14 protein-coding genes and 1 riboswitch are annotated in these 14,334 nt (G+C 75.5%); of the genes, 1 reads left to right on the top strand and 13 read right to left on the bottom strand.

Annotated features, from left to right (window positions below; genetic code table 11):
* Positions 1 to 103 precede the first annotated feature (103 nt).
* On the bottom strand, positions 104 to 1,009 hold the full coding sequence (locus NEH16_RS29145) for an NAD(P)-dependent oxidoreductase (RefSeq protein WP_265545953.1): 906 nt from the start codon (positions 1,007 to 1,009) through the stop codon (positions 104 to 106).
* 50 nt (positions 1,010 to 1,059) lie between these two features.
* A complete protein-coding gene (locus NEH16_RS29140; protein WP_265547423.1) occupies positions 1,060 to 1,719 on the bottom strand; it encodes an adenosylcobinamide amidohydrolase in 660 nt (219 codons plus the stop codon).
* Between the two features lie 305 nt (positions 1,720 to 2,024).
* Here NEH16_RS29140 and NEH16_RS29135 point away from each other — a divergent pair, with 305 nt between their 5' ends.
* Positions 2,025 to 3,032: a PRC and DUF2382 domain-containing protein gene (locus NEH16_RS29135; RefSeq protein ID WP_265545951.1), complete on the top strand. Its 1,008-nt coding sequence runs from the start codon at positions 2,025 to 2,027 to the stop codon at positions 3,030 to 3,032.
* Positions 3,033 to 3,118: 86 nt separating this feature from the next.
* Here the strand turns inward: NEH16_RS29135 and NEH16_RS29130 are convergent, their stop codons facing one another.
* The 11 genes from NEH16_RS29130 to NEH16_RS29080 form a co-directional block, all read right to left on the bottom strand.
* Complete coding sequence (locus NEH16_RS29130) at positions 3,119 to 3,904, bottom strand: ABC transporter ATP-binding protein (protein ID WP_265545949.1); 786 nt, start codon at positions 3,902 to 3,904, stop codon at positions 3,119 to 3,121.
* Positions 3,901 to 4,968 carry a FecCD family ABC transporter permease gene (locus NEH16_RS29125; RefSeq protein ID WP_374215632.1) on the bottom strand — a complete coding sequence of 356 codons (1,068 nt, stop codon included), beginning with the start codon at positions 4,966 to 4,968 and terminating at the stop codon, positions 3,901 to 3,903. The genes NEH16_RS29130 and NEH16_RS29125 overlap by 4 nt, the downstream gene beginning before the upstream one ends.
* Positions 4,969 to 4,994: 26 nt before the next feature.
* On the bottom strand, positions 4,995 to 6,062 hold the full coding sequence (locus tag NEH16_RS29120) for an ABC transporter substrate-binding protein (RefSeq protein ID WP_374215594.1): 1,068 nt from the start codon (positions 6,060 to 6,062) through the stop codon (positions 4,995 to 4,997).
* Between the two features lie 47 nt (positions 6,063 to 6,109).
* Positions 6,110 to 6,267: riboswitch (cobalamin riboswitch) on the bottom strand.
* Positions 6,268 to 6,318: 51 nt separating this feature from the next.
* A complete protein-coding gene (locus NEH16_RS29115) occupies positions 6,319 to 7,542 on the bottom strand; it encodes a beta-ketoacyl-[acyl-carrier-protein] synthase family protein (RefSeq protein WP_265545945.1) in 1,224 nt (407 codons plus the stop codon).
* Positions 7,539 to 7,778 (bottom strand): acyl carrier protein, encoded by a 240-nt coding sequence (locus tag NEH16_RS29110; protein ID WP_073969632.1) that lies wholly within the window; start codon positions 7,776 to 7,778, stop codon positions 7,539 to 7,541. Before NEH16_RS29110 ends, NEH16_RS29115 begins: the two co-directional genes overlap by 4 nt.
* Before the next feature lie 241 nt (positions 7,779 to 8,019).
* Complete coding sequence (locus NEH16_RS29105) at positions 8,020 to 9,864, bottom strand: acyl-CoA dehydrogenase (protein WP_265545943.1); 1,845 nt, start codon at positions 9,862 to 9,864, stop codon at positions 8,020 to 8,022.
* Between the two features lie 51 nt (positions 9,865 to 9,915).
* Positions 9,916 to 11,163: a beta-ketoacyl-[acyl-carrier-protein] synthase family protein gene (locus NEH16_RS29100; RefSeq protein ID WP_265545941.1), complete on the bottom strand. Its 1,248-nt coding sequence runs from the start codon at positions 11,161 to 11,163 to the stop codon at positions 9,916 to 9,918.
* An 81-nt stretch (positions 11,164 to 11,244) separates the two neighbouring features.
* On the bottom strand, positions 11,245 to 12,177 hold the full coding sequence (locus NEH16_RS29095) for a carbohydrate kinase family protein (RefSeq protein WP_265545940.1): 933 nt from the start codon (positions 12,175 to 12,177) through the stop codon (positions 11,245 to 11,247).
* Positions 12,178 to 12,256: 79 nt separating this feature from the next.
* Positions 12,257 to 13,141, bottom strand: coding sequence for an ABC transporter substrate-binding protein (locus NEH16_RS29090; protein ID WP_265545939.1), 885 nt, complete (start codon positions 13,139 to 13,141; stop codon positions 12,257 to 12,259).
* A gap of 92 nt (positions 13,142 to 13,233) precedes the next feature.
* Positions 13,234 to 13,860 carry a GNAT family N-acetyltransferase gene (locus NEH16_RS29085; protein WP_265545938.1) on the bottom strand — a complete coding sequence of 209 codons (627 nt, stop codon included), beginning with the start codon at positions 13,858 to 13,860 and terminating at the stop codon, positions 13,234 to 13,236.
* 43 nt (positions 13,861 to 13,903) lie between these two features.
* Entirely contained in the window at positions 13,904 to 14,230 is a 327-nt protein-coding gene (locus NEH16_RS29080) for a cupin (RefSeq protein ID WP_073969638.1), read from the bottom strand.
* Positions 14,231 to 14,334: the final 104 nt, after the last annotated feature.

The following is a 14,334-nucleotide window of genomic DNA, read 5'->3' as shown; positions in this document are numbered from 1 at the left end:
TGCGGCGGGCCGTCCTGTGGCACGCTGAGGGCGGCCGTCCCACCGGGCTCCCCCGTACCGGTGGGGCGGTCTCGCGCCGTTACGGGGCCGGGCCCCGGTCCGGTCAGTCGCCGTCCCGCCCGGGGGCCCGGCCCGCGAAGTAGGTGGCGATCATGTCCTCCTCGCCGTGTCCGGCGGCCTCCGCGCGCTCGAAGCGGGCGGCCGAGGCGGCGGCCAGGTCCAGCCGGACCCCGGCCTGGGCGGCTGCGTCGAGGATGAGGCGGGTGTCCTTGAGGGCGGTGGACAGGGCGAAGCTCGGCGTGAGGTCGCCGTCCAGGACGGCGGCGGACTTGGCCTGGAGGTAACCGGAGTCGAGCGGTCCGCCCTTGACGAGGCCGAGGAACGTACGCGGGTCGACGCCCAGCCCCTCGGCGAGGTTCAGGCACTCCGCGACGCCGCCGACCATGTTGACGACCCAGGCGTTGACCACGAGCTTCAGCCGGGACGCCGCGCCCGGCTCCTCACCGGCCCAGACCGTGCGCTGCCCGATCGCGTCCAGCACCGGTTCGACGACCGGGCGGGCGGCCTCCGGGCCGGAGAGGAGGACGGTGAGCGCGCCCTGCTCGGCGGGCTGCCGGGTGCCGACGACCGGGGCGTCGAGGTGGATCAGCCCGAGGTCGGCGGCGCGCTGGGCCAGTTCGACGGCGCCGTCCGGGCCGACCGTGGAGGTCTGGAGCAGCACCTGGCCCCGGTGCAGCCCGTCGGACGCGGCGGTGAGCGCGGCGGCGACGGCGGTCGTGTCGGTGAGCGCGGTGAGCACGACATGGGCGCCGCGCACGGCCTCGGCCGCCGTGTCGGTGACGGTGGCGCCGTCGGCGGCGAGCGGGGCGGCCTTGGCCTGGGTGCGGTTCCAGGCCCGGACCTCCAGACCGGCGCGGAGCAGGCTGCGGGCCATGGCCGCGCCCATGATCCCGGCTCCGAGTACGGCGACGACCGGCCGCTGGGGTGCTGCGGGGACTGCTGAAGTCATGGGGTTCCCTTCGTCGGCCGCGCTCCGGAGTGCGCGGCGGCTTCGGTTTCTCAGGGTTGCCGCAGCGCGCCTTCCAGCACGGCGGCGTGTACGGCTCTGGCGAGTCGCGCGCCCCAGCGGGAGCGCGGACCGGCGAACGGTTCGGCGGCGCCGGTCTCCGGCCCCGGTTCGGGCGCGGCGAGGCAGACGGCGTCCGTGGGGGTGCCGGAGCAGTCGAGTCCGGCGTCCAGGAGCGCCTGCACCTTGGCCTCGGTGGCGGTGGCCACGGCGTTGACCAGGGCGGCGTCGGTCAGCGGTACCGGAAAGGTCACCACGATGTTGACGGTGCCGGGGCGCGGCGGTCCGCCGGTGCCCTCGGCCGGTGCGGCGGCCCAGCCGCGTACGCCCAGACCGCAGGTGGCGGTGGCGTGCACGTCCCCGTCGTCGGCGGTGGTGTACGCGGTGACGTCGGCGGCGGTCAGGAGGCCGGCGCCGTGGCCGGTGAGGTGTGCGGCGGCGGCGATCTCGGCGAGGTGGCGGTCCGGGTCCATGCGGGGATAGCCGCCGGGCACCTGCGCGTTGAGGATCCACTCGCGCGGGCCGATGCCGCCGCCCAGGACCGCGCTGCTGCACACCCGCCAGCCGGGGCCGAGGCGCCACAGGAGGTGGTGCAGCTCCGCGCCGTCCTCGCGCCGGGCGAGCAGCTCGCCGCGCTGCGCGGGGAGCCGGATGCGTACGAAACGGATGGGGCACCCCCGGGTGGCGCGGCGGGACGCCGGTCGGCGTGGACCCGTTGATCATATGCGGCGGGGCCGGGGCGTCCGGGGACCGGCCCGTTCACCCGGATGGCGTAACGGGCGCGGAAGCCGCGCAGCCGCGTGACGCGGGGGCTGCGGCGGTCCGAGGCGGATGCGGCGCGCCGCCCCGGGTGGCCGGGCGGTTGCAGCGTCCATCCGGGTGAGGCGCGATGGAATCCGGACGCGCCTTCTCTGCTGGACCCACCCACAGGACGCGCCCGGGCGAGGAGGATTCGGATATGGGAGCCGCTGACGGTTTCACGGATTCCGGAGAGCTCGACGGCCTGACGGTGTACGACACCGAGGGCGAGAAGATCGGCAACGTGGGCCGCGTGTATGTCGACGACAACACCGGCCGCCCGGACTGGATCACGGTGAAGACCGGCCTGTTCGGCATGAAGGAGAGTTTCGTGCCTCTCGCCGGAGCCCGTCGAGTGGGCTCCGACCTGCACATCTCCCACGGCAAGGACCAGGTCAAGGAAGCCCCCCGGGTGGACGCGGACGCGCATCTGTCGGTGTCCGAGGAGGAGGAGCTGTACCGCCACTACGGCCTGACCAGGAACACCCGGGGCAACCTGGGCGACAAGTCCGGGACCGGCGCACCGACCACCACGGGCACCGGCACCATGGGCGCGGCCGGCACCGGCGCGGCGGCCGGGGCCGGAGCAGGCGCGGGGGCCGGGGCCATGGGCGCGGCCGGCACGGACCGCGCGCAGACGGCCGGCACCGGCAGGCACCGGGACACCGAGGCGGCGGGCACGGGCGCGGGACGCCCGCTGGCCGGAGCCGGCGCGGGTACCCGGTCCGGGGCCGACCTGGGCGGCAAGGAGGAGATGATCCGCTCCGAGGAGCAGCTGCACATCGGCACCGAGGAGTACGAGAGCGGCAAGGCCCGCCTCCACAAGTACGTCGTCACCGAGAACGTCACGCGCAGCGTGCCGGTCTCGCACGAGGAGGTACGGGTGGTCCGCGAGCCGCTTCAGCCGGGCGACAGGACGGCGCGCGCGGGCGATCTGACGGAGCAGGACGTGGAGGTCACCCTGCACGCGGAACGCGCCACGACGCGCAAGGAGACCGTCCCGGTCGAGCGCGTCCGGATGGAAACCCAGAGGGTGACCGAGCAGAAGGAGGTCTCCGCCGAGCTGCGCAAGGAGCAGATCGACTACGCGGACGGCACCACCAAGGGCGAAAAGGACATGCCCGGCAAGGACACCGGCGGCGACATGGGCCGAGGACGTCACCGCTGACCCCGCGCCGGCATGCCGGCCGTACCGCACGACAAGCGAGGGGCGGACCCGCCCGACGGGTCCGCCCTCTCGTGTGCCCGGGCCCGTCAGGGCAGGAAGCGCACCGAGGGCCGCCCCTGCGGGCCGTCCGGTGTGACGACGGACCGCACCCGGTAGACCTCCTCGATCAGTTCCTCGGTGATGACCTGCGCGGGTGTCCCGCCCGCGACCGCCCGGCCGCCGCTGAGCACCACGATCCGGTCGCAGAACATGGCGGCCAGATTGAGGTCGTGCAGGGCGACGACGGCGGTCAGCGGGAGCGAGGCGACCAGGGCGAGCAGTTCCAGCTGGTGCTGGATGTCGAGGTGGTTGGTCGGCTCGTCGAGGAGGAGTTCGCGCGGCCGCTGGGCGAGCGCGCGGGCGATCTGGACGCGCTGGCGCTCCCCGCCCGACAGTGTGTGCCAGGACTGGTCGCGCCGGTCGGTCAGCCCGGTACGTTCCAGCGCCTCGTCCACCGCCGCCGCGTCCGCCTCCGTCGGTGCCGACCAGGCGCGCCGGTGCGGGATGCGGCCCAGGCGTACGACGTCCAGGACGCTCAGCTCGTCCTGGGTGGCGGCGTGCTGGTCGACGACGGCGACGCGCCGGGCCACCGCGCGGCGGCCGACCTCGGGCAGCGGAGCGCCGTCCAGGGTGACGACGCCCGTGTGCGGGGCGAGGACCCCGGCGAGGATGCGCAGCAGCGTGGACTTGCCGGAGCCGTTGGGGCCGATCAGGCCCACGGTGGTGCCGGGCTCCGGCGCGAGTGTCACGCCGTCCAGGAGGAGGCGGCCGCCGGCCTCCCGGGCGACCCGCTCGGCCCGCAGGCCCTCGTCCGTCGTCCCGGCCCCGGTCACGCGGGCCGCCTGGTGCGGTAGAGGACGGCGACGAAGGCGGGCACGCCGATCAGAGCGGTGACGACGCCCACCGGGACCTCCTGGGGGTCGAGGACGGTCCGGGCGAGCGTGTCGACCCAGACGAGGAAGACGGCCCCGGCGAGCGCGGTGACCGGCAGCAGTCTGCGGTGGCCCGAGCCGGTGAGGGCGCGGGCGGCGTGCGGCAGGACCAGCCCGACGAAGCCGATGGCCCCGGCCGAGCTGACGAGCGCGGCGGTGAGCAGCGCGGTCGTGCAGAGCAGGACGGTCCGCACGCGGGCGACGTTCACCCCGAGGGCGGCGGCCGCGTCCTGCCCGAAGGCGAAGGCGTCGAGCGTACGGGCGTGGCCCAGGCAGACGACCAGGCTGACGGCGAGGACGGCGGAGCAGACCCAGACGTCGGTCCAGCCGACCCCGCCGAGCGAGCCGAGCAGCCAGAACAGCACGCCCCGGGTCTGCTCGGCGTCGGCGGCGGTCATGACGACGAACGAGGTCAGCGCCGAGAACAGCTGCATGGCGGCGACGCCGGAGAGGACGACCCGGTCGGTGGAGCCGCCCAGGGTGTGGCTGAGCAGCATCACCAGGGCGAAGGAGCAGAGCGCCCCGATGAACGCCCCCGCCGGCAGCGTCACCGCTCCCCCGCCGACGCCGAGCACGACGACCAGGACCGCGCCGGTGGACGCGCCGGAGGAGACGCCGAGGACGAACGGGTCGGCCAGCGGGTTGCGCAGCAGGGACTGCATGACGGTCCCGCAGACCGCGAGGCCCGCCCCGCAGACGGCGGCGAGCAGCGTACGCGGCATGCGCAGGTTCCAGATGATGCCGTCGCGGATCGGGCTGAGCCGGGCCTCGCCCACACCGAGGTGCGCGGCGACGGCGGACCAGACGTCCACGACGGAGATCCGGGCCGGTCCGATGGTGACGGCGACCGCGACGGACAGGGTGAGCAGCACGACGCCGCCGGTCCACAGGAGGCCGCCGCGCAGTGCGCGGGCGCGGGGGCGTGCGGTGTGCGGGGCCTTACCGGGCGGGGCCTTTTCGGGCAGAGCCTTTTCGGGCAGGTCGGTGGCCGTCACCCCGCGAGCCCGAAGTCGCGCAGCCCGGCGGCCACCAGCTCCACGCCCTCGACCGTGCGGATGGTCGGGTTCATGGCCTGGCCGCTGAGCAGGACGTAACGCTTGTGGCGCACGGCGTCCATCTTCTTCGTGACGGGGTTGGACTCCAGGAAGGCGATCTTCCCGGCGGCGCTCTCGGCGGTCTGCGACTTGCGGGTGAGGTCCCCGATGACGAGGACGTCCGGGTCGCGGTCGGCGACGGTCTCCCAGTTGATCTGGGGCCACTCGTCGTGCGTGTCGTCGAAGACGTTCTTGAGGCCCAGCTCCCGGGTCATGATGCCCGGCGCCCCGCAGCAGCCCGCCAGATAGGGGGACTCGGAGTTGGCGAACCAGTACATGACGGAGGTGCCGGATCCGTCGATGCCGTCGGCGGCCTTCCGGATACGCTCCCGGAGCCGCGCGACCAGCTTCTCGCCGCGCTCCGGCACACCGAACACCCGGGCCAGGTCGCGCACTTCGGCGTAGACGCTGTCCATGGTGAGGGCGCCGGTGCGGACGCCGTCGCCGTCCTTGGTGTTGTCCTTGGCGGTGCAGTCGGCGGGCGCGACATAGGTGGGGACGCCCAGCTTCTCGAACTGTTCGCGCGGGGCGACGCCGCCCTTGGCGAGGGTCGACTCGAAGTCGGCGGCGACGAAGTCGGGCTCCTGGTCGAGGACCTTCTCGGAGGAGGGCCGGTTGTCGGCGATGCGCTTCACGCCGGCGTTGGCCTTCTCCAGGCCCTTCATCACCGGGTCGGTCCAGGTGGCGGTGGCCGCGATCCGGTCCTGGAGGCCGAGCGAGAGCAGGATCTCCGTGGTGCCCTGGTCGACGGAGACCGCGCGCCGGGGCGGGGCGTCCACGGTGACGGTGCGCCCGCAGTTCTTGAGCGTGACCGGATAGCCGTCGGCCTTGCCCGGTGCGTCGGCCTGTTCGGAGGGAGACCCCCCGCAGGCCGTCAGCAGCAGGAGCGCGGCGGTGAGCAGGGCGGCGGAACGGGCGGGGCCGGATATCGGCGGCACGGGGTACCTCGGCGTCTCTGGGCCCATGCGCGGGGCCCGCTGTACGGTCCGCCGCCCGGTCCCGGACGGCGGTCGCCAGCAGGTCTTCGGACTCGGGTTCGTCCGGGCGGGACGCCTTCCCGGGAGACGCCGGGTCTCCCAGTGGCCGTGGCCCCGCCCGTCCCCCTCACCGCTGCGCGTCAGTTCCGGATTCGCACCGGATTCCCTGACTCCCACGAGGAGTTCGACTGGCTCCGGGGACGCTACCACGGGCGTCCGCGCAGTTCAGGGCCGCCCCGGGGGATCATGGACGTTGCAGGGCCACCACCGCGTTGTGCCCGCCGAAGCCGAAGGAGTGGCTGACGGCCCGGCGGACCGGCCGCACCAACGGCACCTTGGTGACGCAGTCGATGTCGAACCCGGGCGCGGGCGCGTCCAGGTTGGCGACCGGCGGGACGACCCCGCGCTGGAGGGTGAGGACCGTCAGCCCCGCCTCGATCGCCCCGGCCGCGCCCATGCAGTGCCCGAGCACGCCCTTGGGGGCGGTGACGGGTGGCCGGTGCGGGTACACCCGGCTGATCAGCGCGGCCTCGGCGGCGTCGTTGCGTACGGTCGCGGTGCCGTGCGCGTTGACGTGCTCCACCTCGTCGGCCCGCCAGCCCGCGTCGCGCAGGGCGGCCTCGACGGCGGCCCGGGCGATCCGGCCGTCGGGGTGCGGGCTGGTGGGGTGGTGGGCGTCCGTGGTGGCCCCGGTGCCGGCGAGCAGGGCCCGGGGCTCGGCGCCCCTGGCCTCCGCGTCCGCCACGCGTTCCAGCACCATGACCGCGGCGCCCTCGCCCATGACGAGTCCGGCCCGGTCGGCGGCGAAGGGCCGGCTGAGCCGGGACAGGTCGCCGTCCGCGCGGGCGGCGGCCCCCGACCGGGCGAAGCCGGTCATGGCGATCGGGAAGACGGTCGACTCGGTCGCCCCCGCGATGGCCACGTCGCACTGCCCGGTCGCCAGGAGGTCACGGGCGACGGACAGCGCGGTGACACCGGACGAACAGGCCGTGCACGGGGCCATGCTGGGGCCGGTGGCCCGCATCTCGATCGCGATCTCGGCGGCGGGCATGTTGGGGATGGTCAGCAGGACCCCGGCCGGCGAGGTCGCCTCCGGGCCCTTCCGCTCCAGGACCAGCGCCTGGTCGGTGAGGTGCGCCGAGCCCCCGCTGCTGGTGCCGACGACGACCGCGACCCGGCTGCCGTCCCAGCCGGCCGGGTCGAGCCCGGCGTCGGCGACGGCCTCCCGGGCGGCCAGGACCGCGAACTTGACGTACCGGCCCATCCGGAAGGCGGTACGGCGGCCGATCTCGGCGTCCAGGTCGATGCCGTCGACCACGCAGGCGAAGTCGATCGCGCACCCGGCGAGCGCGGGGACGGTGCGGGCCGGGCTCACCGCGGCGCACACCCCGTCCCAGGTGGACTCGGTGTCGTTGCCGACCGGGGTGATCATGCCGAGCCCGGTGACGGCGACGGCCGGTGTCCTCATCGGGCGCCGGCCGACGCGTGCAGGTGCGCCGTGAGCTCGGCAAGGGTGGTCCCCCGGGTCAGGGTGCCGGTGTCCAGCTCGACCCCGGTGGTCTCCCGGAGGACGACGGCGAACTCGGCGGCCGCGAGGGAGTCCATGTCCAGGCTGTCCATCGTGGAGTCCGGGAGGATCTCGGCCACGGGCACCTTGAAGGTACGGCTGAGTACGTCGGTGATGCGGGGGTGGATCGTGCTCATGGTCTTCCTTTCCTCACGCCCATCCGGGGGGTGTCCGGCGCCGGCGCACACGGCCCCGACGCCGGAACAACTGAGCAGCGTCGATCCGGTTACGCCTTGCGGCGAACCGATTCGCCAACGCCCGTCCGGGGCGCCCCGCACCACCGCGCCAACAGGGCGACGGTCGTCCAGTAGGCGAGGAGGACGGCCCCCGCCCCGAGCCCCTGTACGGCCCGTGCCGCCCGGCGCGCCCGGGTGCCGCTCATCGCCCCGCCTCCGCGTGCCAGTGGGCCTCCGGATCGTCGTACGCCTCGGCGTAACCGGGGCCCGTGATCGGCCAGTCGGCGAGCAGCTCGTCGGGGAGGGCGAAGGAGTCGGCCAGCTCCGGGAGGTGGGGGGCGACCGCCGCGATGAGCCGTTCCGTGTGGTCCGTCAGCGCCTCCGCCCGACCTGCGCTCAGGTGGCCGGCCGCGAGCAGGTCGCCGCTGTCGCGGGCGACCCGGCCCAGGGCGAACAGCCGGGCCAGCTCGACGAGCCGGTCCCGGTCCGCCCCGGGCGGCAGCGCCTCGACCGCCTCCGCGTACGCCTCGGCCGCCTGCCGGCAGGCGTGCGCCTCGACCCCGCGCAGCGCCGGGCCCGCCGCCGCGTTCCAGCGGCCCAGCGGGTCGCCGTGCGCGGCGTCGGCCGCCCGGGCCCCGGCGCGCGCGAACCACAGCTCCTCGGCGCACCCCAGGAGGCGGACCAGGAACCGGAGGTCGGTGAGGTCGCCGTGGGCCGGGGCGGCGGGCTCGTACGCGGGGCGGTCGGCGAGCAGGGCGGCGGCGGCCCTGGCGTGGACGGCGAGGTTGTCGCCCTCGGCGGTGATGGCGCCCTCGACGCCGGTGACGAGCGCGGCCATCCCGTTGTTCTCCAGGAGGCCCTGGGCGCCGCAGCGTTCCCGGGATTCCACGATCACGGCCCTGGCCTGCCAGGTGATCCAGCCCTTGGCGATGTCCACGAGGCGCTCGGCCGCCTCCCGCCCGGCCTCGGGCCCCGCCTGGGCCGCCTCCCAGCGGTCCAGGACGCGGCGGTGCAGCAGGCTCATGGCGAAGACGGTGGCCATGGCTTCGGCGAGCGGCCCGTGGTGGGTGCGGTACGCGAGCACGGGCAGCCGTGCCCCGCGTACGGCGGAGACCTGGCGGTGTCCGCCGTACCGCACCGCGACGGCCAGCGTGGCGCGCGCGGAGCCGACGGCGCTGGCGGACATGGAGATCCTGCCGGTGACGACCCGGGCGATGGAGGCGAGGAAGCGGCGCCGGCGGCCCTCGATGGCGCTGCGGAACTCGCCGTCGGCGTCGATCCGCCCCTGCGGGCCCGTCAGCAGCGCCTCGCGTCCCACGAAGACCTGGTCGAACGAGGTCAGGCTGTGGTCGACGGGGCTGCCCATGCGGGCCGGCAGCCTGCGCACCCGTACGCCCGGCAGCGGACCGGTGGCGTCGGTGAGCGGCACCAGGAACAGGAACACCCCCCGGTCGGCCCCGCCGGCCAGCAGCCGCGCGGCGACGAGCCCCGACTTGGGGCCGCCCGGCTGCCCCGTGTTGGGCATGAACTTCTGCGCCCCGCAGTGCGGGGTGTGCAGCACGAACCCGTCGCGTACGGGGTCGTGGGAGGCGGTCGTCTCGACGGCCGCCGCGTCGTTGCCGTGCGCCACCTCCGTACACAGGAAGGTTCCGGTACGCCGCAGCGCCAGGAAGTCCGACAGGTCGCGGGGGCTGTCGGCGATGTGGTCCAGGAGGCTGCCGAGGAAGAGGTTGTAGTGGATGCCCGCGATGGTGGCGAGCGCCGGGTCGACCGGGGCCAGCCATTCGTGCAGGGCCGCCAGCGCCCGGAAGTCGGAGGCCGGGCGGGCGGCGCTGTCCAGGGAGTCGTTGAGGGTGCGCAGTCGTGCGTACGCGCGGGCGAGCCGTTCGTCCGGGGTGCCGCCGGCGGCGGGACCGGGCGGCAGCCGGAACGGTTCGGTGGCGACGAGCCGCCGCCAGAAGCCGTGCTCGCGGCGGGCGTCGGCGCCGAGGAGTACGGAGGTGAGCGGGCGTGCGAGAGGATCGGCGCCGGTGAGCGTGGTGGTCATACAAGGCTGAACGACCGGCGTACGGTCAGGACACCGCGCTCGTGCAGATGTTCACCGGCCGGAGGGGCGAACCCGTTCGAAGCAGAGGGCGACGTTGTGCCCGCCGAAGCCGAAGGAGTGGCTGACGGCCCGGTCGACGCGCAGGCGGCGCGGCTGCTTGGTGACGCAGTCGATGTCCCAGTCGGCGGGCGGCGCGTCCAGGTTGGCGACCGGCGGGACGACCCCGTGTTCGAGGGTGAGCACGGTGGCGGCGGCCTCGATCGCGCCGGCGGCGGCGAGCGTGTGCCCGAGGACCCCCTTCGGGGCGGTGACCGGGGGCCGGTGCGGGAAGAGGCCGGCGATCAGCTCGGCCTCCATCGCGTCGTTCAGCGGGGTCGAGGTGCCGTGCGCGTTGACGTGGCCGACCTCGTGGGCGGCCCAGCCCGCCGCGTCCAGGGCGGCTTCGACGGCGCGCCGGGCGCCGTGGCCGCCGGGGTCGGGCGCGGTGGGGTGGTGGGCGTCCGTGGCGGCCCCGGTCCCGGCGAGCACGGCCCGTAGCCGGGCGCCCCGGGCCGCCGCGTGCGCGCCCCGCTCCAGGACGAGCACGCCGGCGCCCTCGCCGAGGACGAAGCCGTCACGGTCGGGCGCGAAGGGGCGGGACGCGGCGGCCGGGTCGCCGGTGCGCGTGGAGAGCGCGCCCAGCTGGCCGAAGGCGGCGGCCACCAGGGGCGTCAGGACGGATTCCGCGCCGCCCGCGACGACGAGGTCGCAGCGGCCGGTGGCCAGGAGGTCGTGCGCGGTGGCGAGGGCGGTGGCGCCCGAGGCGCAGGCGGTGGCCGGGGCCAGGCTGGGGCCGTGGGCGCCCAGGTCGATGGCGATCTCGCCGGCCGCCGCGTTGGGCATCATCATCGGCGCGAGGAGCGGCGAGACGGCCTGCGCGCCGCCGCCGTCGAACCGGCGGACGTTGTCCACGAGGGTGGAGACCCCGCCGACGCCGACGCCGAGCACGACGCCCACCCGGCCGCCGTCCCAGCGGTCCGGGCGCAGTCCGGCGTCGTCGACGGCCCGGCGCGCCGCGACCAGGGCCATCTTCGCGAACCGCGCCATCCGCCAGCCGGCCCGGCCCCCGATGGCCTCGTCCAGATCGGTCCGGTCGGCCCGGCAGGCGAAGTCGGCGGGCAGCCCGGCCAGTTCCTCGCAGCGCCGGGCCGTGGACCGCCCCGCGCACAGCCCGGCCCAGAAGGCGCGCTCGTCGTCGCCCGCGGGGGTGACCAGCCCCAGCCCCGTCACCACGGTCGCCGTCCCCGTGTCCCGCACCATGCCCCGGCCCTCCCCTGCGTCGTCGGTCTCTCCGAAGGGGAACGCGTCGGAGGCCGTCGAGGGTGCGGTCCCGACCGGATTTCAGGCCGTTCCCAGCGCCCCGCGCAGCTCCGCCTCGTCCGGCGGGTTCGCGCCGGCCCGGGCGACCGTCACCGCCGCCGAGGCCGCCGCGTGGCGCAGTACGTCGCTCACCGTGCCGCGCTCCGGGGAGCGCAGCCGCTTCCGGCCGGACGCGCCGAGCAGACCGTGCGCGGCGAGCGCGTGGAGGGTGCCGGACATGAAGGCGTCCCCCGCGCCCACCGTGTCCACGACCTCGGCGGGGAGCGCGCCGATGTCCACCTGGCCGCCGGGCAGGATCGCCGTGGCGCCGTCGCCGCCCCGGGTGACGAGGACGAGGGCGGGGCCCGAGGCGAGCCAGCGACGGGCGGCGTCGGCCGGGTCCTGGCCGGGGTACAGCCAGTCCAGGTCCTCGTCGCTGGCCTTGACGACGTCGCTGAGGCCCACGCACCGCTCGACCCGGCGCACGGCGGTGCCGTGGTCCCCCATCAGCGCGGGCCGCACATTGGGGTCGTAGCTGACGGTGGCGGCCGTCCGCAGCGACTCGACGGCGGCGAGCACCGTGGCCGCCCCGGGTTCGGTCACCGCCGCGATCGACCCGGTGTGGACGTGCCGGGGCTGCCGGTCGAGGGCGACCTGCCCGAGCGTCCAGGCGATGTCGAACGCGTACGCGGCGCGGCCCTCGCCGTCCAGGGTGACGACGGCCGACGGGGTGGGGCCGGGGGCTCCGTCCGTCAGCACCTCGACGCCCGCCCCGGTGAGATGCGCGCGGATCAGCCGTCCGTTGTCGTCCCGGCCCAGCTGGGTCAGCAGCTCCGCGTCGTGGCCGAGCCTGGCCAGGCCGTACGCCAGGTTGGCCGGGCTGCCCCCGGGGTGCACCCGGTCGGGGGCGCCCGGGACGCGGACGATGTCGGCGACGCATTCACCGATGACCAGGAAGTCGGGGCGGTCGGGCATGAGGAATGGATCTCCCGGGGTGGGGCGGCGGGGTGACGGAACGTCCGGCCCACCGTACGGCCCCGGTCGGCCCGGGGCCTCAGGCCGTGCCCGGAGAGTCCAGCGCGTCGGCCACCAGCTCCAGGAACCGGGCGTGGGCGTGGGCGCTGCACACCGGTTCCGGGTTCCACGGGACCACCCGGGCCGTCGCGGCGACGGCCGCCCACTCGGCGTTGTCGCGCAGCTCGGCGAGCGGGACCGCGTTGACCCGGATGTCGGCGAGGACGACGTCGGGGCGCAGGGCGGCGGCCTCGGTCCAGCCGGTCGTGGACCAGTTGGCCCCGGGGCCCTCGGCGGGTTCGATCAGGCCGACGCCGAGGTCCGCGAGGACCCGGAGTTCGGGCCACATGCGGGGGCGGGCCAGGTAGGCCTGCTCCTGGTCCGCCGGGGACAGGGCGAGGACCCTCGCCCTGTCCGGGCCCGCGGTGAGGGCGCGCAGGCGGGCCCTGGCGGCGTCCAGTTCCCGGGTCGCCGAGGCCGGTTCCTCCGCGCCGAGCGAGCGGGCCAGCTCCGTGAACCGGTCGCCGATGTCGGCGAGGGTGCGCGCCTGGCCGACGTCGATGACGACGACCGGGAGCTGGCCCTCCAGGTGCTTGGCGGTCTCCGGGTCGAGGCCGTAGACCTGGCCGCCGCCGTAGCTGACGGCGACGACGAGGTCCGGTGCGCAGCGCAGTAAGGCGTCCACGTCCAGGGCGGCCCCGGCACCGGCGTAGGCGATGCCGTCGAGCGGGAGCGACCCGGTCTTCGCGGGGTCGGGGGCGGCCGGGTCGTCGTGGCCGGAGCCGAAGAGCCCGGCCGGGCGTATCCCGTGGTCCCACAGGGTCGCGCCGGCCTGGATGTACGCGAGCACCCGTTGCGGGCGCTCGCCGGTTGCCGACAACTGCCCCCGGTCGTCGGTGAATTGCCACACGGTCCGCTCGTTCACGTCACACGCCTCCCAGCCGGAATCCGCCGCCCGGCGGCGGCGGTCGACCAGTACCTGCCCAGCAATCGCGGGCCGCACCCTCCGGACGCGCCCTAGGAATCGGCCTTCGTGCCGCGTACGAGGTAGGTGACGGGGCCGGGATCGGCAACGGGGATCTCGGTGAAGCCGACCCGGTCGTAGAAGGCCCTGGCCCTCGTGTTGGAGGTGAGCATGGAGAGGTGGACGCCCTCGACCCCCTTGGCGTCCAGGGCCGCGAGGAAGGTGTGCATCAGCTCCCTCCCGTACCCCTTGCGCTGCCAGTCGGGCAGCAGGTCGATGTGCAGGTGGGCGGGGTGGCCGGCGAGTTCGGGCAGGACCATGCGCTCGGGGTTGTGCAGGAGGGCGGCCATCTCGTCGGAGGGGGTCCGCGGCGGGCCCTCGGGCAGCGGGAAGCGGTCCGCGACCCTGGGCAGCCAGTGCTCGCGGTACTCCTTCACGAAGCGGGGGGTGTCGGCGGTGCCGAGGATGTAGCCGACCGCGCGGCCCGTGCCGTCGTCCACGACGAAGGTGAGGTCCGGTTCCAGCTCGGCGTAGGGCGTGGCGAAGATGGACGGCACCAGGTCGTGGTCCGGGTAGATGTCCCGGGCGTCGTCGCCGCCCGCGGCGGTGCGTATGCAGATCTCGGAGAGGGCGGCGCTGTCTTCGGGGCGGTAGGGCCGGAGGCCGGGAAGCGAGGTCACCGGCCCATCCTGCCTACTCTGAGAGCGCTCTCACAAGGGGGTGTCAGGGGTTGACGGCGGTGAGGAGGACGACCGCGTCCTCCAGGGCGAGCAGCCCGTGCCGCTCCTGCGGGATCGGGTGCAGCCGTCCGGGTGTCAGTTCGACGTCGCCGGAGGCGGCGGTGAGCCGGACGGAGCCGCGCAGGACCTGGAGCGAGGCGGCGGGCGGGGCGTTGTGCTCGTCGAGCGCGGAGCCCGAGGTGAGCGCGATGACGGTCTGCCGCAGCGGGTCCTGGTGGAGCAGGAGGTGGGCGCTGCGGCCGTGCGGCGCGTCGCGGGCGGCGGCCAGGTGCTCGGCGGCGAGGGCATTGAGGTCGTGGGGAGCGTCCATAAGCCCACTGTGCCGCAGCCCCGGCCCGCCCGCGAACCTGCCGCACGGGCCTGGACGCGCTCCCACGCGTCCCGGCCCGTGCGGCGGATGCGGCCCGCCGGGGC

Origin of the sequence: Streptomyces drozdowiczii (genome assembly GCF_026167665.1) — a bacterium.
Taxonomy (GTDB): Bacteria; Actinomycetota; Actinomycetes; order Streptomycetales; family Streptomycetaceae; genus Streptomyces; species Streptomyces drozdowiczii_A.
Note: the sequence above shows the minus strand (reverse complement) of the source record. Positions and strands in the feature narration are given on the sequence as shown.